The organism is Arcanobacterium canis, from assembly GCF_029625435.1.
GTDB classification, from domain to species: domain Bacteria; phylum Actinomycetota; class Actinomycetes; order Actinomycetales; family Actinomycetaceae; genus Arcanobacterium; species Arcanobacterium canis.
In genome coordinates this window covers 1,456,604-1,472,728 of the sequence record NZ_CP121208.1, presented here as the reverse complement: position 1 = coordinate 1,472,728, position 16,125 = coordinate 1,456,604, and the positions used below count along the sequence as shown (strand labels likewise).

The 16,125-nt window shown below is 55.3% G+C and carries 16 protein-coding genes and 1 tRNA gene; 10 read left to right on the top strand and 7 right to left on the bottom strand.

Features of this window, described 5'->3' with window-relative positions; genetic code table 11:
• Nucleotides 1-32: 32 nt before the first annotated feature.
• The 5 genes from P7079_RS06600 to adhP form a co-directional block, all read right to left on the bottom strand.
• The gene (locus tag P7079_RS06600; RefSeq protein ID WP_278012487.1) at nucleotides 33-914 is read right to left on the bottom strand and encodes an anchored repeat-type ABC transporter permease subunit; all 882 of its coding nucleotides are present in this window, start codon (nucleotides 912-914) and stop codon (nucleotides 33-35) included.
• Nucleotides 911-1,633 carry a metal ABC transporter ATP-binding protein gene (locus P7079_RS06595; protein WP_278012486.1) on the bottom strand — a complete coding sequence of 241 codons (723 nt, stop codon included), beginning with the start codon at nucleotides 1,631-1,633 and terminating at the stop codon, nucleotides 911-913. The genes P7079_RS06600 and P7079_RS06595 overlap by 4 nt, the downstream gene beginning before the upstream one ends.
• Nucleotides 1,630-2,556 carry a choice-of-anchor M domain-containing protein gene (locus tag P7079_RS06590; RefSeq protein WP_278012485.1) on the bottom strand — a complete coding sequence of 309 codons (927 nt, stop codon included), beginning with the start codon at nucleotides 2,554-2,556 and terminating at the stop codon, nucleotides 1,630-1,632. The genes P7079_RS06595 and P7079_RS06590 overlap by 4 nt, the downstream gene beginning before the upstream one ends.
• Nucleotides 2,557-2,560: 4 nt before the next feature.
• Nucleotides 2,561-4,138 carry an anchored repeat ABC transporter, substrate-binding protein gene (locus tag P7079_RS06585; RefSeq protein WP_278012484.1) on the bottom strand — a complete coding sequence of 526 codons (1,578 nt, stop codon included), beginning with the start codon at nucleotides 4,136-4,138 and terminating at the stop codon, nucleotides 2,561-2,563.
• Between the two features lie 187 nt (nucleotides 4,139-4,325).
• Nucleotides 4,326-5,363, bottom strand: coding sequence for an alcohol dehydrogenase AdhP (adhP, locus tag P7079_RS06580; protein ID WP_278012483.1), 1,038 nt, complete (start codon nucleotides 5,361-5,363; stop codon nucleotides 4,326-4,328).
• A 298-nt stretch (nucleotides 5,364-5,661) separates the two neighbouring features.
• Here adhP and P7079_RS06575 point away from each other — a divergent pair, with 298 nt between their 5' ends.
• The 5 genes from P7079_RS06575 (at nucleotide 5,662) to P7079_RS08505 (ending at nucleotide 8,709) form a co-directional block, all read left to right on the top strand.
• Entirely contained in the window at nucleotides 5,662-6,438 is a 777-nt protein-coding gene (locus P7079_RS06575; RefSeq protein WP_278012482.1) for a glucosamine-6-phosphate deaminase, read from the top strand.
• A gap of 13 nt (nucleotides 6,439-6,451) precedes the next feature.
• Nucleotides 6,452-7,624, top strand: a complete 1,173-nt coding sequence (locus P7079_RS06570) for an N-acetylglucosamine-6-phosphate deacetylase (RefSeq protein WP_278012481.1) — start codon at nucleotides 6,452-6,454, stop codon at nucleotides 7,622-7,624.
• A gap of 45 nt (nucleotides 7,625-7,669) precedes the next feature.
• A complete protein-coding gene (locus P7079_RS06565) occupies nucleotides 7,670-8,263 on the top strand; it encodes a sigma-70 family RNA polymerase sigma factor (RefSeq protein ID WP_278012480.1) in 594 nt (197 codons plus the stop codon).
• Complete coding sequence (gene rsrA, locus P7079_RS06560) at nucleotides 8,263-8,565, top strand: mycothiol system anti-sigma-R factor (RefSeq protein WP_278012479.1); 303 nt, start codon at nucleotides 8,263-8,265, stop codon at nucleotides 8,563-8,565. Before P7079_RS06565 ends, rsrA begins: the two co-directional genes overlap by 1 nt.
• A gap of 69 nt (nucleotides 8,566-8,634) precedes the next feature.
• Nucleotides 8,635-8,709, top strand: a complete 75-nt coding sequence (locus P7079_RS08505) for a 50S ribosomal protein bL37 (protein ID WP_370870610.1) — start codon at nucleotides 8,635-8,637, stop codon at nucleotides 8,707-8,709.
• A gap of 88 nt (nucleotides 8,710-8,797) precedes the next feature.
• On the opposite strand, the gene P7079_RS06555 is transcribed toward P7079_RS08505, so the two are convergent.
• Entirely contained in the window at nucleotides 8,798-9,382 is a 585-nt protein-coding gene (locus P7079_RS06555) for a GDSL-type esterase/lipase family protein (protein WP_278012478.1), read from the bottom strand.
• Nucleotides 9,383-9,579: 197 nt separating this feature from the next.
• Here P7079_RS06555 and P7079_RS06550 point away from each other — a divergent pair, with 197 nt between their 5' ends.
• Both P7079_RS06550 and P7079_RS06545 read left to right on the top strand, forming a co-directional pair.
• Nucleotides 9,580-10,545, top strand: a complete 966-nt coding sequence (locus P7079_RS06550) for a M23 family metallopeptidase (protein WP_278012477.1) — start codon at nucleotides 9,580-9,582, stop codon at nucleotides 10,543-10,545.
• Nucleotides 10,545-11,345, top strand: a complete 801-nt coding sequence (locus tag P7079_RS06545; RefSeq protein ID WP_278013623.1) for a glycerophosphodiester phosphodiesterase family protein — start codon at nucleotides 10,545-10,547, stop codon at nucleotides 11,343-11,345. Before P7079_RS06550 ends, P7079_RS06545 begins: the two co-directional genes overlap by 1 nt.
• A gap of 93 nt (nucleotides 11,346-11,438) precedes the next feature.
• Here P7079_RS06545 and P7079_RS06540 read toward each other — a convergent pair.
• Nucleotides 11,439-11,511 (bottom strand) — tRNA-Arg (locus P7079_RS06540).
• Nucleotides 11,512-11,618: 107 nt separating this feature from the next.
• Between P7079_RS06540 and argS the strand changes: the two genes are divergently transcribed.
• The 3 genes from argS to rho all read left to right on the top strand — a co-directional run bounded on the left by argS (nucleotide 11,619) and on the right by rho (nucleotide 16,053).
• Nucleotides 11,619-13,298, top strand: coding sequence for an arginine--tRNA ligase (gene argS / locus P7079_RS06535; RefSeq protein WP_278012476.1), 1,680 nt, complete (start codon nucleotides 11,619-11,621; stop codon nucleotides 13,296-13,298).
• A gap of 34 nt (nucleotides 13,299-13,332) precedes the next feature.
• Nucleotides 13,333-14,184 carry a GHMP family kinase ATP-binding protein gene (locus tag P7079_RS06530; RefSeq protein ID WP_278012475.1) on the top strand — a complete coding sequence of 284 codons (852 nt, stop codon included), beginning with the start codon at nucleotides 13,333-13,335 and terminating at the stop codon, nucleotides 14,182-14,184.
• 189 nt (nucleotides 14,185-14,373) lie between these two features.
• The gene (rho, locus tag P7079_RS06525) at nucleotides 14,374-16,053 is read left to right on the top strand and encodes a transcription termination factor Rho (RefSeq protein ID WP_278013622.1); all 1,680 of its coding nucleotides are present in this window, start codon (nucleotides 14,374-14,376) and stop codon (nucleotides 16,051-16,053) included.
• Nucleotides 16,054-16,125: the final 72 nt, after the last annotated feature.

Sequence of the window (16,125 nt, the reverse complement as noted above, 5' to 3'; positions counted from 1 at the left end):
CATCGACGTCGGCCGCTCAGCTGTCACCCGAGCTACGACGTCGGCGCGGGGGTAGCTTTCCTGTGTGAATGACGAACTGATGCAAGAAGACCGCGTCGAGGCGCACATGTCCACACCAGGATAAAGATGACAGTGGCAACCAACACAATTGCCGCGCCGGACGGAAGATCCCACGCCCACGAAAGCCAAATTCCGACGAAAGCTGAGAAGGCACCGACAGCGGGCCCGATGAGCATCATGGGGAGCACACGGTCGGTGAGCAGGCGTGCTGTTGCAGCGGGGGCCACAAGCAACGCAAGAACCAAAATATTGCCGATGGTCTGCACTGAAATGACGACTGCTGCAGAAATGACGATAAAGAGCAGCAAGTCAATCCAGAATACTTTCAGTCCTTGTGCCCGCGCGAACTCACGATCAACGCTGACAAGGGTGATGCGTGAATGCGTGATGACGAGGATCGCCACGATCACCGATCCCACACCGAGGGCCTGCAAAATATTCGTGTTAGTCACACCTGTGAGCGAACCAAAAAGTAGTGATTCGAGAGACCCCGTGTAGCCCGGTGTGCGCGACACAATGAGCAGACCGAGTGCGAATGCGGCAACGAAGAAAACGCCGATGACAGAGTCTTCGCGCAGCCGCCGATTTTGCGAGAAGGACGCAATGAGCACTGCCACCACGACACCAGCGATCGCTCCGCCTAGAAGAATCGAGCCTTGGAGCGCAAAGGCAATCGCGATTCCTGGGAACACGGCGTGGGACAGTGCATCACCGACGAACGAAAGTCCACGCAGCACGACGTGTACTCCCACGACGCCGCAAAGAATCGATGACAAAGCGGCAACGAGGAGGGCTCGCGGCAGGAAGGCCAGATTCGGATTTGCTAAATCTGCAAAAAATTGAAGCAAGCTCATTTTGTCACCATTCCTAAAGAGCGCAAAAGTGCTGAGTTCTCACGCACCTGGTAGGTGTCGATCCACAGCTGTGGCTGCATGAGATCCTGAGAGCGTCCAGCAGCACGTACCGTGCGATTAATCATCACGAGGGAATCGCAAATATCGACTGCCTGGGTCAGATCGTGAGTGGACATCAAGATACCCACCCCACCTCGAGCGAGCTCAACGAATAGGTCAGAGAGGAGATCTTGGTTAGGGTGGTCAAGTCCTGTGAAAGGTTCGTCGAGCAGCAAAATATCGGGATTGGGGGCGAGTGCTCGGGCGATGAGGACGCGCTGTTTTTGGCCCCCAGAGAGTTCATCAATCGTGCGGTCACGAAGCTCGTACATCCCCACTTTCTTCAGCGCCTGGTAGGCCAAGGCTAGACTATCGCGACGGGAAACCTTGGGACGCCGGCCGACGAATGTCATGCGGACAAGGCTTTCCACGCTCATAGGGTATGCCCAGTCAACATCTTGACGCTGAGGGACGTAGCCGATCTTGCCTGACGTATGGACTGATCCGCTTGAACGAATAAGGCCCATGATCGCTCGCATCAGCGTCGTTTTCCCTGCTCCATTGGGGCCGATCAAACCCGCAAGTTCGCCTTTCGCGACCTCGAAAGTGATGTGTTCAAGGATTGAGCGACCCGTGAGGGTGACGTTAAGATCGTCAACTTTCAGGGCTGGCGTGCTCACTCCTCGACCGCCTTCGCTGCCGCTTCTCGGTCTGCTGATGCGCGTCGTTTGACGATGATGACCATACCGACGATGACGAGCACTGCCGCAGCAAGCCCTGCGCCAACGTAGAGCGGTAGCGAGGTGGACTTATCGATTGCGCTCGGAGCTTCAACGGAAGCTTTGGCACTCGGCGTCGTCTTTTCAGTCCACTTTGCCGTAGCGGCATCTTTGACATTAGTTGAGTCGCCGACGGCGAATCGCAGAACCTGCGAATCTTCCACAGTCGAACCATCCGCGAGCTGAGCTTGCGCACTTAAGCGAACTAAATGCGTGCCGGGTTTGGTAAACACCCAGTTAGCGTGGGTGTGAGTGTTGGGGTCAACGTGGATTGGCTGGGATTCCTTTTTTGTTGAATTCCACAGCTGGGTTGGGCCTGCGAAGTTTCCAGCTTGGACAAAGACGTTGAGATTTCCTTCTCCCTGATGTCCGGAGTACACCAGTGAGACGCCATTACCGAGTTTTTTCACCACTGCAGGATCTTGCGTGTTCCACCCTAGCCAAATCACACCTTCAGCTTCGGTTTGAGGAATGGCATACACCTGCCCAGATGCCTGAATGAATGAATACGTGTCATCTTTGGGTAAAGTGAGTTTAGCTTTGTCATGCACGCGGAACACCACGTCGTCGAGGTAGCGCCACACAGGAGCACCCTTGGTGTCGTCACGAACCATGAACGTCCATTTTCCGTTGACGTATTTCGGGCCAAGATCGGCATGTCCCGCGTCAAGCTCAACGGGAGTGCCGGCAGGAGCGATTTCTTCGTTTTCGTCAACTACTTGGGTCAACGCAGGATCTGCCGGCCCGGAGTTGTCCTGGGCGGCAGCGATTGTGGGCGTCAATACAAGTGTGAGTGCGGCAAGCGCCGACAGTGCTTTCATCATCACTTTACTTTTTCTCCGTCTGTGTTGAAGGGTTAGGAATGTTGGGCTGAGTGGTCAGTGCCCAAGCAGGCAGTGAGGCCGGATCGAGACACGATTTGAGGGATGTGACGTTGTGCTTCACCAGGTCAATGTACGTGGGAACGTCATGTGTGAGGGTGTCGGAGTAAATGTTGCACAGTTCTTTTTGGGTTGACTGCGCAATTCCGACCAGCTCTTTGAGATGTGAGGCGGATGTTGGTTCAACGAAAACGCCTGGTGCAGGGAGCGCTTCTAGGGTGCGCGTGAGATTTGTCAGCTGTTGGACCGACGGTTCGAGTGAAGGGTTGGGTGCAACGAACCCGGCAATGGTCATGCCGTAAGCTTTCGCTAAGTATCCGAAGGAGTCATGTGCGGTGACGAGAACTCGGTGCGAGGCGGGAATCGAGGTGAGGACCTCGCGAGTCCATGTGTCCAGGTTTTCGAGTTTCTCGCGGTATCGTGCTGCGTTTTGCGCATACGTGGTGGCGCGTGAGGGATCAACATGCCCAAGTTCGTCCGCGATCGTTTCGACATAGGCAATCGCGTTACGAACGTCATGCCACATGTGTGGGTCGATCTCGCCATGTACATGCTGTCCAATGACAGCTTGCGCGAGGATCCAGGCTTCTTGTCCTGGGTGTCCGAGGAAGCTCCATCGGTTATCAGGCACTGTTGTCGTGGTTGAATTGGGTACGGAGATGACGACGTCGGAGATGCTGCGATTTCCCGTGCCTGCGGGAGTATCGCCGTAGAGTGTCATCCCGCCGCCCAGATGTGCAGTGATGTCTTGGTGGCCCGTACTGATCACGGTTTTTCCGCTTTTGTGTGGATCGACTCCGACGGCGAAGGTGAGTGTTGTCGATCCGAGTGTCTTTTGGCTCTTCCCTGAGTGGAGGACCGACTCAAATGAGAGAGTGTAGAGACCTTGTTGAGAAAACCCCCATGACATGTGTGTGTGAGCATTGGTAGGGAGCTTGATGGTGTCTTTTTGTGGGTCGATACCGTCGCCAGAGTTAATCCACGCGCGTGGCTCACCGAATGTTCCGGTGGTGAATGCTGAAATTGTTCCCGGCCCCGTCGCTGAGGTTGCATTAATCGTGACGTAATCTTGACTGCCGCCTTGGCCATCAACTCTCAGACCGAGCCAGACGGTGGCGAGTGTGGCGTTCTCGACCAGAGGAATTTGGCGAGCACCATATTTTACCGATTCCGAACCGAGTGCGACATGGCGTGCCCGGGAAGGGAGGTTGGAATCGATGGTGTGTGTCAGTGCTTGCGCTTCGAGGAGGAGACCGTTTGAGAATGCGATATCGGCGCGCGCAACATCACGAAGCGCAGCCATTGACGGTTCGTAGGTGTGGGGGTCAGCTCCTTGAGGGATGAGCGTTTCCAGGTGCGCATCAGGTGCAACATGTGATACCAGATCAGCAATGATTGGAGTGGATGCGACGATGACGAGATCGTCCCGTGCATCTGTGGATGCCGAGGAGCACGCGGTCAATGAACCGACGGCTGCCATCGCTGCAAGCGCCTTGACAGCTTTGGTCCAACTCCGGTGGCGCATAACAACCTTTCAACTCAGAAAAACTAGAGAATAATGATCATTATTATCTATGTAATCTGAAAGGTTCGCAAACGTGATACTGGCTGGTGCTGGGCTGAACATTCAGGGCTTAGGTAATCAAAAAGAGTGGGCGGGCGACGGGACACCCCATCGCCCGCCCACTGAGGTGAGCTGAAAATCAGCGAGATCAGTAACGGATCGCCATGCGGCCGTCGATCTTGCCGGCCTTCATCTCATCGAACACGTCATTGATGTGGTCAAGAGTTGTTTCCTTGACTGTGGGCTTAATCAAGCCGCGAGCGTAGAAGTCGATTGCTTCTGCGAGATCGAGGCGAGTGCCGACCAGCGAGCCGCGAATCGTGATGCCGCGCAGCACGATCTCGAAGATGTTGGCCGGGAACTCCCCCGGGGGAAGGCCGTTGAAGACCACGGTGCCATTGTTGCGAACCATGCCAACTGCCTGGCCGAATGCCTGTGGATGCACTGCGGTGACGAGCACGCCGTGGGCGCCGCCGTCGGTGTACTCCTGGATCTTGGCAATGGGATCTTCCTTTGCTGCGTTGACGCAGAACTCTGCACCGTGCTTGGTGGCAAGCTCAAGCTTCTCGTCAGCGATGTCAACAGCAATGACACGCAGGCCCATGGCCTTTGCGTACTGAACTGCGATGTGGCCGAGGCCACCAATGCCGGAGATGACAACGAACTGACCTGGGCGGGTGTCTGTGACCTTCAGGCCCTTGTAGACGGTAACGCCAGCGCACAGAATCGGAGCGACTTCGATTTCGTCCACACCTTCTGGGATACGGGCGGCGAAGCGGGTGTCAACAAGCATGTACTCGCCGAACGAGCCGTCAGCGGTGTAGCCGCCGTATTCCGCCTTGCGGCAGAGGGTCTCCCAGCCGGAGAGACACATGTCGCACTCACCACAAGCGCTCCACAACCAAGCGTTGCCGACGAGATCGCCGACTTTGACTGAGTGCTCGCCTGGGCCGAGCTTGACAACGCGGCCAACGCCTTCGTGTCCAGGGATGAATGGCGGCTCTGGGCGGACTGGCCAGTCACCTTGAGCTGCGTGAAGATCGGTGTGGCAAACGCCGGTAGCGATATTCTTCACCAGAGCCTGGTTGAGGCCGGGTTCTGGCATTTCTACTTCGCGGACGTTGAGTGGATCGCCAAACTTATCCACCACGGCAGCCGTGAACTTTGTTGGGATTTCGGTGGTCACTATTCCATCTCCTTCGATGTTTAATGTGCTTTACCTTGGTCACCCACAAGCCTATGTGTCGCAAAGTTTTTCTTCAAGCCCATGATGGATATTGCCCGAGCGGACGGGGAAATGAAATGTAATATGTAGCTCATCTAGGGACGCAGGTCCCCACAGCCTGTCCCTAAGTGAGAATGGATCTCAAAAAGGGTTTGTTTGTTCGAAATATGTCAGACAAATATCGTGTTTCGTTACCCCGCTTCCGCCATGTTGTGAAACAATGGATTCAACGCAAGCAACATTTGTAAAGGGGCAAATTATGCAGGTTGGAATCTTCTCCACCCAAGAAGCTGCGGCAGATTACGCAGCTGAGCACATTATTCATGTCATTAACTCAGCTTCGGATCCAGTTCTCGGAGTCGCGACGGGTTCGACCCCGCTCGCGCTATACGAACGTTTACGTGCCGCACATGCTGCCGGTACGTTTAGCCTCGAGGGTAAGCAGGCAATTGCACTTGATGAGTATGTGGGCATCGCGGACGATCATCCTGAGCGTTACCGCAACGTCTTGCGTACTGAACTTGTGGGGCCAGAAAAAACCGGGCTTGCAGACGAACTCCTTTTCACCCCAGATTCCTCGTCTTCCGATCCAGTTCAGGCTGCAGCAGAATATGATGCAAAGATTCGCGAGCTTGGTGGTGCCACTATCCAAATTCTCGGAATCGGAGCCGACGGCCACATTGCATTCAACGAGCCTGGTGGCTCACTTGTGTCGCGCACTCACGTCGATGTATTGACCGCTCAAACGCGTACGGACAACGCTCGGTTCTTTGACAATGATCTTGACAAGGTTCCCACCGAGTCCATTTCCCAGGGTCTGGGCACAATTATGGAAGCGAAGGAAGTCATTCTCTTGGCTTTTGGTGAGAACAAGGCCCGTGCGGTCAAAGAACTTGTTGAGGGTGCTGTGAGTGCCAAGTGGCCCGCCACTGTTCTTCAAATGCACGCCAAGGTCACTGTTCTTGTGGACGAAGCGGCTGCTTCGCAGCTCGAACTGGCAGATTTCTACACGGAGCGTTGGAACGCGCGCCACTGAAAGAAGAATTGTGATGGAACTGATTGGTAAGTTACTTAATCCGCATGGTGAGATCATTGGCGGAGGTCTTGAGCTTGACAATGGCCGTATCGTTCGCGTTCTTCCCCCTGCCGACGTCAAGGGGTGGATTCTTCCTGGCCTGATCGATATTCACAACCATGGCGGAGGAGGAGCCTCCTTCCCGGACGTAGAATCGGAAGAAGAAGTACGCACTGCCATCGACGCGCATCGCTCGAAGGGAACCACTGCGATGATCGCATCGCTCGTATCGATGATCGATCCGGTGCCAGTTCTCGAAAAGCTTGTTCCGTTCTGTGAATCTGGCGAATTGCTCGGTATTCATATGGAAGGGCCCTATATCTCGCCGCATAAAGTCGGGGCGCAGAATCCGGCTGCTGTTCGCGGCGCTGATCTTGATGAATTGCGTCGTTGGCTCGAAGTCGGCAAGGGACACATCAAGACGATGACGATCGCTCCCGAAGCGGAAAATGCTGTTGCTGCTGCGCGGCTATTGCTCGATTACGGAGCGAAGCCGTCGTGGGGACATACCTCCGCTACGACGGAGGAAACAGAAGGTGCGATTGCTCTGACCACTGCCTACGCCAACGACATTGGCTTCCCGCCTCCTGCACAGACAGCAACTCACCTCTTCAATGCAATGCCGTCGCTACTTCATCGAGCGCCTGGCCCGGTGCGCGCACTCACTGCCGCTGCTCGCAAGGGAGACGCCGTCGTCGAGCTTGTTGCTGATACGGTACACGTTGACCCTCGACTCGTTGCCGACGTCGTCGAATTCGTTGGGGCTAAAGGCGAACCGTCTTCAACAGTATTCGTCACTGATGCGATGTCTGGCGCAGGAATGGCTGATGGTTCGTATGTGCTGGGTTCCCTTGCCGTCACCATTGCCGACGGTGTGGCGCGTCTGACCGATGGAGGTGCTATCGCAGGTGGAACGTCACGTTTGGTTGAGCAAATTCAGAAGATGGTTCGTGGCCAGTACTTGTCGTTGGCAAAGGCCGTAGAATCGTGCGTGGCTGGTCCGGCCTATGCTCTCCATCTTGATGGAAGTGAGAAGGGCGTGACCTTGGAATTTACTCCCGGCGATGCGGTCAACCTCGTTGTTTTGGATGACGATCTTGAGTTCGTCAGTGCCATGCGTGAAGGTGTGGTTGTTGGCGGGGAATGAATTTCGTGCCACCAGCGTTACCAGAAACAAGCGAGAGGATCGTGAGTGACGATCGAAAGGGCTCCTCAGGAGACGAGCGCCGAGCGGGCCGCCCGGTTTGAGAAAGATGCGATTCCGTATCTCAATCAACTTTACGGCGGTGCGATGCGGCTTACTCGTAATCCTCACGACGCTGAAGATTTGGTGTCTGAAACGTACGCGAAGGCGTTTTCCGCCTTTCATCAGTACCAGCCAGGAACAAATCTGAAGGCGTGGCTGTTTCGTATCTTGAATAACACCTTCATCTCTCACTACCGCAAGGCGCAACGTCGTCCAACGGAAGTAGAGAATGAGCTGGAAGACTGGCAAGAGTATCGCGCCGAATCGCATATGTCGACAGGGATGAAATCTGCCGAGATGGAGGCGTATGAGAACCTTCCCAATGACGAAATCCGTCAGGCTTTCGAACAGCTCAGTCAGGATCGTCGTGAGGCGGTCTATCTCGCGGACGTCGAAGGGTTCTCCTACCAGGAGATCGCCGACATTATGGGAACCCCGATTGGGACCGTGATGTCTCGGCTTTCTCGTGGGCGCAAACAGTTGCGCGAGATCCTTTCGAGCTATGCGGGTGAACTGGGCTACGGACAGGGGAAGAAGTGATGAGCCTGAAAACAGAAGTTGCCAAGGTGATCGAGGCGCTCGATTGCGGGTGTCCAGAAGCGACTAGCGATTGTTCGTGTTCGGAACTGACGGATCGCCTTTTTGAGCTAGTTGATCAAGAGATTTCTGAAGAAGATCGTCACAGGCTCATGCATCACGTCCAGAACTGTGCCGAGTGTGCAAATTCGGTGAAGATGGAAGTGGTGATCCGAAAGCTCGTTCAACGCGGATGTCGGCAAGTTGCTCCAAATTCGTTGCGTGAGCGGGTTATACGCTTGTGTCACGAATCGGCAAATGCGTAACCGTTTGCCGATTGGCTCTGACTTTCGATAGACTCATGAAGTTCAGTGAAGGTAGTACAGGAGGACATCATGTCAACTCGTGGAAATAAGCGTCGTGGACGCAAGAAGAAGAAGGCGAACCACGGCAAGCGCCCCAACGCCTGAGTTTTCAAAATGGCCGAGCATCAAGCTCGGCCATTTTTATTCACTTTTTGGTGCTGAGCTACTTCGAAGTGCGTCCAGTGCCGTTGCCTCAGGCTTCTTTGACGCCGAGCCAACGGTGCCAGCCTCGGTGCGTGACGAGCCATGCAATCAGCGCGTATCCAGCCTGGTGTGGAGTGTACATATGGGAGGTTGACATATCCGTGAGCCACTGTTCATGGGCTTTCAACGGGGTGTAGCAGTCAACAAACGGGACATTGCGCCGCTCGCACACTTCCCGAAAAGCTCTGGTGAGCTCCACTTGGACACGTTCGGGAAGATCTAGACGCGGAGGTGGGCCGACGACGAGAGGTGTCAGCGAATATCGGCTCGTTGCGTCCAGGATATTAGCAAGATGAAGTCGAGAGCGTGCCGTGGTCACTCCGGCGTCGATATCGTGTGAGCCTAACGCGATCACCATATAGTGCTCGTCGTCGCGTCCCATTCGTGGAAGAACTTCTCCAGTCCATCGTTCTGAGAGTGATGCGGTGGTGTCTGACGGGAAGGCGAGTGTGATAGGCAGTATGGGTGGCTCGGCTTCTGTGCGTGCCAGGACGCGCCCGATCCAGCCCAACGCGCGGGCGTCTCCCTGGCCGGTGACCAGCTCGTCGCCGATGAAGAATACCCTTTTCGCCATGTTGTGACCTTTCGCCTGCTTTCTTCCGTAACTATACCTATCTCGTCGGCTCACTGCCGGGGTGTATTCTCCGCGGGTCAGGAGTGCCGACCGAGCGGTGTAAGGTTCTTCATAGAGATCTTGTCACTTTTGGTAGAGCGGCCGTTATCAAACCGTTATCATTGTGTGGGATAATCATAGGCTGTGGGAGGAATCAAGTGGAAGAACGCCCTGCGCTACCATCGCGCAAAGAGCTGCGTTTAGCTCGTCTTGCCGCCGATCGCAATGTGCAACTGACCAAACACACACACGCCACTGATGTGATTGATACTGATCAGCAGTCGCACGTGCAGTCTCAATCACATCGCCGTTCTTTTGTCCATGATCTTTTTCCGGGCCTGGCAATTTTTTCGCCATTGCGTCGTTCCCTCAAAGGGGCAGCACTGACCACCTCTGCGGTGTTCGCAATCTCTGTTATGGGGGGAGTACTTGTCTCACGCGTCAACACCGTGGCCGAAGCGAGCGCAGGAGCCCAGTCAGTTCTCAATACAGTTGCGACCCACCCGGTGGCCGACACTCCCAAAGAACTTCAAGCTCGCGCTGGGGCTGAAGAAGAGTCCCGTTTCCACGCAACTGAGCAAATGCTTGCTGTTGCACCGGGAGAGATGTGCAAAATTGGCAGTGGTGCCAATTCTTTGGCATCGGCCTTCTTTAAGTCGAACGATGCAGTTATCTACCCGCTCGCAGTGGGGCAGTACCGTTTAACTTCCAACTACGGTGGCCGTTTTGACCCATTCACTGGTGAAAGCTCATTCCACCTCGGGCAAGATTTCGGCGCTCCGACGGGTACTCCTGTCTATGCCATCGCTGACGGCGTGGTCATTCACGCTGGCGCTGGTATCCAGGGACGTTCATCGAATTTGATCATTGTGCAACATGAGATTGGTGGCAAAAAATTCACCTCCTGGTACGTACACATGTGGGATGACGGCGTGCTGGTCAAGGTTGGCGACAAAGTGAAGATCGGTCAGCAAATTGCCAAAGTTGGCTCAAATGGGTACTCCACTGGCCCCCATTTGCATCTGGAGATCCATCCGGGTGAAGGTGTTGAAACCGAAACTACGAATCCCTTGACGTTCCTTAAGGAACATCAGGCCCGAGATATAGCGAGTTTGTGTTTTTAATGCGCTTGTGGAATATCGCAGAGCGCGTCGTTATTGCGCATCGAGCTGGTGGTGCTGAGGCTCCTGAAAACTCTCCTGAGGCTTTTGCCCGGATGCACGAGCTTGGTTTTCGTTATATGGAAACCGATGCCCACGCGACGAAGGACGGCGTGGTGGTGCTTTTCCACGATCCTGTTCTTGACCGCACAACTGATGGACATGGCCGAATCGAAAACAAGACCTGGGAAGAACTCAAAGGTGTGCGCGACCATGGAGGTAACCCCCTCATGCGTTTGCACGAGGCACTGTCGTCATATCCAGATTTTGTGTTCAACATTGACGCAAAGAATAACCATGCGGTCAAACCTCTCATTCGAACAATCAAAGATCACGATGCTTTGTCGCGCGTGAGCCTGGCGTCGTTTTCTGAATCGCGGCTTGCGTTTCTTCGTCGGCGTCTCAAGGGCGCGACGTCGTCGCTCGGCATCGCTGCAATTGTGAGTCTCTGGCTTGCGTCACGCGCATGGTGGCCATGGCGACGTTCAATGTATGTTCCCGGCCCGGGTAAAGGGGTTGAGGCTGTTCAGGTTCCGGCGCTCATGCATGGGATCGTTGTGGTGGATCAACGTTTTGTTGACGAGGCGCATCGGCGTGGCTTTGCCGTCCATGTGTGGACTGTCAACTCTGCTGCCGATATGGTGTCGCTTCTGGATCTTGGCGTCGAAGGGATCATTACCGACGTGCCGAGCTTGGCTAAGCGAGTGATTGACCTCTACCCACACGATCCTCAGGCTGCGGCGCAACTGGTGGCTGACGAATAATCTCTCCCGACGTCGGCGATCTGCATACTGAGTGTCGCCGTCGTATCGAAAAGACCCACGGAAACGAAAACCCGCACAATAGCGCGGGTTTTGTGCCCCGAACAGGATTCGAACCTGCGGCCTTTCGCTCCGGAGGCGAACGCTCTATCCCCTGAGCTATCGGGGCGGGGACAGCAAAAGTGTACCTTATTTGTAGCTGGTCGTCGTCGGCAGTGAGGAATTGACCCGTGTGCGCGTGGAAACACGGCCTCATGCGCCGGTAGAATACATGCCATGAACCCAGAAGAACTCTCTGCATTTATCCGCGAGTGTCTCGCCGGCGCAATTGCTGATGGCGAGATCAATCTCGAAGTCTCTCAGCTCCCTGATATTAAAGTGGAGCGTCCGCGCTCGCGCGAGCACGGTGATTGGGCAACGAATGTTGCTCTTCAGCTGGCCAAGAAAGCGGGAATGAACCCGCGTGCATTTGCAGAAATTCTGGTGGGGCGTCTGGGGAAGTCAGAGGCGATTGCGAAAGTTGAGATCGCTGGTCCAGGCTTTTTGAATATCACGCTCAACGCTGCTGCCGCTGGCTCCCTTGCTCTGTCGATTCTGGACGCGGGCAAGGAATACGGACGCAGTGATGCGCTCGCTGGGCAGACGGTGAATCTCGAATTCGTCTCAGCTAACCCCACTGGCCCAATCCACATTGGTGGAGCTCGTTGGGCTGCGGTAGGCGATTCGCTCGCACGCATTCTCCAGGCTAACGGTGCAAACGTGGTTCGTGAATACTACTTCAATGATCACGGAGCTCAGATTGATCGTTTCTCGAAGTCGCTCCTTGCGCGCGCTCGCGGTCAGGAGGCACCGGAAGACGGCTACGGCGGACAGTACATTTCAGATATCGCAAATGCTGTGCTTTCCCAGTTCACAAACGACTCTGGAGCACAAGTTCTATCTGATGGAGACGGTAATGCTCAGGAGTTTTTCCGTGAGCATGGTGTGAACATGATGTTCGATTCAATCAAGGAAGAACTCGCAGCCTTCCGTGTGAATTTCGATGTCTACTTCCACGAGGACACTCTCCACAAGTCTGGTGCGGTGTCAAAGGCAATCGACACCCTTCGTCAAAAGGGCAAGATTTACGAAGAGGACGGTGCCACCTGGGTTCGCACCACTGATTTTGGCGATGACAAAGATCGTGTTGTCATCAAGTCTGACGGTGAAGCTGCCTACTTTGCAGGTGACGTCGCCTACTACCTTGATAAACGTGAACGCGGCGCTGACAAGGTGATCATCATGCTTGGTGCAGATCACCACGGCTACATCGGTCGTATGTATGCAATGGCCCGCGCTTTCGGTGATACGGCAGGTGTGGGAGAGAACCTTGAGATCCTGATTGGTCAGCTAGTGAATCTGGTTAAGGACGGTCAGCCAGTGCGCATGTCAAAGCGTGCCGGCACCGTCGTCGTTCTCGATGATCTGGTGGAGGCTGCTGGCGTCGATGCAGCTCGTTATTCGCTTGTGCGCTCAGCGATGGACACTGCTCTTGTCATTGACTTGGGGCTCATTGCTTCGCGGACAAACGACAACCCTGTCTATTACGTTCAGTACGCGCACGCACGCACTGTCTCTGTTGACAAAAATGCTGCTGAACACGGGGTTGAGCGCACAGACTTCCATCCTGAGTTGCTTGATACGCCTGCTGATTCACAGCTGTTGGCAAAGCTTGCTCAGTACCCGGAAGTTATTGCTCAGTCGGCTCAGTTGCGTGAACCGCATCGTGTTGCGCGTTATCTTGAAGAGCTTGCAGGTGCTTACCACGGTTGGTATGGCAATTCCCGTGTCACCCCGCGTGCTGACGAAGAGGTGACCGATACGCATCGGGCACGTCTTTTCCTGAATGACGCTACAGGTCAGGTGTTGCGAAACGGCCTGCACTTGCTGGGCGTGGCTGCGCCGGAGAAAATGTGAGTGCAGAATTTTACGTGAATCGGAGGTGGGTCGCATGAGGCTCACCTCCGATTACGCGCGCGTTCGCGTGCCTGGTGTCATCACCGGTTTTGGCCCTGGCCTCGACGCGATCGGAATCGCGGTTGATGTGTGGGACGAAGTGTCGGTGACTTTGACCACCGGCGCGACACGGGTCACGATCTTGGGTGAAGGCAATCGAACTCTTCCGCGTGATCACTCTCATATGGTGGCACGTGCTCTCTCGCTTGCTCTTGAGAGTGCGGGAGCGCCGGTTGCGGGGTTTGATCTGGTGTGCCGCAATTCGATTCCGCGTGGAGTCGGGCTTGGGGACGAAGCGGCTGAGGCCATTGCTGGAATTGCATTGGCGCGTGAACTCTTGGAAGATCCCAGCGCTCTCACCGACGACATCATGTTGCGCCTGGCAGCAGACCTCGTCGGCTCCCCGTCGGCAGTAGCGGCAGCGATTCGTGGCGGAGCAACTCTTGCCTGGGTGGAGTCCTCCGCAGTCAAATTGCGTGACCTCCAGATTGTCGATCAACTGCCCATTGTGCTGATGGTTCCTCCGTCCGAGGGGCCAGTGCGTGCCGACGTTGGTGGAGTTGATTCTCCGCTCCGTGCAGCGATGTTCGTCTACGCATTGGCAAATGAACCGGCACTGATCGCTGAAGCAACGCGTGGTGTCAATGCAAAGGGGGTGACGACCGGAGAAAGTCTGCTGCGAGCTTTGCGTAACGCTGGTTGGCCGGCTGTGTACACGGGGGGTGGACCAGCACTGGTGGTTTTCGCCAAAGTTGCCCCTGCCATGGGGATGAGCTTGGCTGAATCGGGGATCAAACTGATTCGTACGTCGGTTGCACCTGGCGTTCACCCGGTGTCGGGTAAGTGACCTGAGACTAAAATCATGCGACCGGAGCAATTTTGTGTGTATACTTGTCGGCGTGGTAGGCCGCTGGCTGATTTCACATCCCGCTGATGTTTTTCCAGTGGGCTTTTCGTTCCCCTTATTTTCAGGCGGAATTTCCCTAACCTAGACCGAGGAAGGAACCTCGTGAGCGAAAATATTGAGCTCTCCACCATGAAACTTCCCGAGCTGAAGGCGCTTGCCTCTGAACTCGGAATTAAAATGCCAGCTCGTTCGAAGAAGGCTGATTATCAGGCTGCGATTGCTGAGCATCGTTCTGGCAAGAGCCAGGAACGCACTGCTCACGTTGAAGAAATGTCTGCAGAGGCACCTGCCGCCCCGAAGGCTGACGAAGCTGGTGAGGATCGTGCGGCAAACCAAACTGAGGGCCGACGTCGTCGTGACCGTGGTCGTGGACGTAGTCAGAACTCTCGGGGCGATCAAAGCGCTAAGGTTGAGTTGCCCGAGCCCAAGGGTAATCACGCTCAAAAAGTTGCGATGAGCGATGAAGAGAAGAAGGCTGCTCTCGATGCCCTTGGTGAGGCTGCAGAACGTCGCGCCTCAAACCGTGACGACGAGGAAAATTCTGGTCGTGGTCGTCGCGAGCGTACTCGTGGCCGCGGACGTGGCCGCAATCGCGATAATCGTGAGGGACGAGAGAACCGCGATAGCCGCGAGAACACTGTGAACGAGAACGTCAATGAGGCCGAAGAGGTCTTGATCCCCGTTGCCGGTATTTTCGACATCGACAACAACAACGCTTACCTGCGTACCGGTGGATACTTGCCCGGTAAGAACGATGCCTACGTCTCCCAGCAAATGGTGAAAAAGTATGGGCTTCGTCGTGGTGACGCTGTTCAAGGCAATGTTCGATCGCTCACCGATTCCCCACGTGCAGGACGCCGTCAGCACAAGTACAACCCGCTGGTTGAGATCACTGCGATTAACGGGCTTGAGCCAGAAGTATCGGCTCAGCGCCCCGAGTTTAACAAGCTCACCCCGCTTTACCCGAACGAGATGCTTCGCCTGGAAACTACGCAGAACGCGTTCACCACTCGCATGATCGATCTGGTTGCTCCGATCGGCAAGGGGCAGCGTGGTCTGATCGTTTCTCCGCCAAAGGCTGGAAAAACTGTGGTCATGCAGCAGATCGCCATGGCGATTGCGAAGAATGAGCCAAAGGTTCACATCATGATGGTGCTCGTGGACGAGCGCCCAGAAGAAGTGACCGATATGCAACGCCTGGTCAAGGGCGAAGTCATTGCTTCGACCTTCGATCGGCCAGCATCGGATCACACGATCGTTGCCGAACTTGCTGTTGAGCGTGCGAAGCGTCTTGTCGAGCTCGGCCAAGATGTTGTCATCCTGCTCGACTCGCTCACGCGTTTATCGCGCGCCTACAATCTTGCTGCTCCGGCGTCGGGGCGCATTCTCTCCGGTGGTGTTGATGCAGCTGCCCTCTACCCGCCCAAGCGTTTCTTTGGTGCGGCACGAAACATTGAAAATGGTGGTTCGCTGACCATCATCGCCTCGGCACTCGTGGAGACTGGTTCGAAGATGGACGAAGTGATCTTTGAAGAGTTTAAGGGCACGGGCAATATGGAGCTGCGCCTGTCACGCCAGCTGGCTGACCGTCGCATCTTCCCGGCTGTTGATATCAACGCGTCGGGCACCCGACGTGAGGAAATGCTCTACAGCCCTGAAGTACTCAAGACGATGTGGACGATGCGTCGCGCTCTGGGATCGTTGGATGTTCAGGAGGCATCTGACTTCCTCCTGAAGCGATTGAAGAACAGTGAATCGAATGGTGAGTTCCTCATGTCTGTGATGCGCTCGCTCTCGCAGCAAGGCTGATGGCCATCACTGCTGCCGGTCGTCACTGACCGAGACAGCACACTCAGGAATCCTTATCATTTAGCGGTTTTC

Coding starts and splice junctions, on each gene's coding strand:
- P7079_RS06600 (WP_278012487.1), bottom strand. CDS start 914: ATGAGCTTGCTTCAATTTTTTGCAGATTTAGCAAATCCGAATCTGGCC.
- P7079_RS06590 (WP_278012485.1), bottom strand. CDS start 2,556: ATGATGAAAGCACTGTCGGCGCTTGCCGCACTCACACTTGTATTGACG.
- P7079_RS06585 (WP_278012484.1), bottom strand. CDS start 4,138: ATGCGCCACCGGAGTTGGACCAAAGCTGTCAAGGCGCTTGCAGCGATG.
- P7079_RS06575 (WP_278012482.1), top strand. CDS start 5,662: ATGCAGGTTGGAATCTTCTCCACCCAAGAAGCTGCGGCAGATTACGCA.
- P7079_RS06570 (WP_278012481.1), top strand. CDS start 6,452: ATGGAACTGATTGGTAAGTTACTTAATCCGCATGGTGAGATCATTGGC.
- rsrA (WP_278012479.1), top strand. CDS start 8,263: ATGAGCCTGAAAACAGAAGTTGCCAAGGTGATCGAGGCGCTCGATTGC.
- P7079_RS06555 (WP_278012478.1), bottom strand. CDS start 9,382: ATGGCGAAAAGGGTATTCTTCATCGGCGACGAGCTGGTCACCGGCCAG.
- P7079_RS06545 (WP_278013623.1), top strand. CDS start 10,545: ATGCGCTTGTGGAATATCGCAGAGCGCGTCGTTATTGCGCATCGAGCT.
- argS (WP_278012476.1), top strand. CDS start 11,619: ATGAACCCAGAAGAACTCTCTGCATTTATCCGCGAGTGTCTCGCCGGC.
- P7079_RS06530 (WP_278012475.1), top strand. CDS start 13,333: ATGAGGCTCACCTCCGATTACGCGCGCGTTCGCGTGCCTGGTGTCATC.
- rho (WP_278013622.1), top strand. CDS start 14,374: ATGAAACTTCCCGAGCTGAAGGCGCTTGCCTCTGAACTCGGAATTAAA.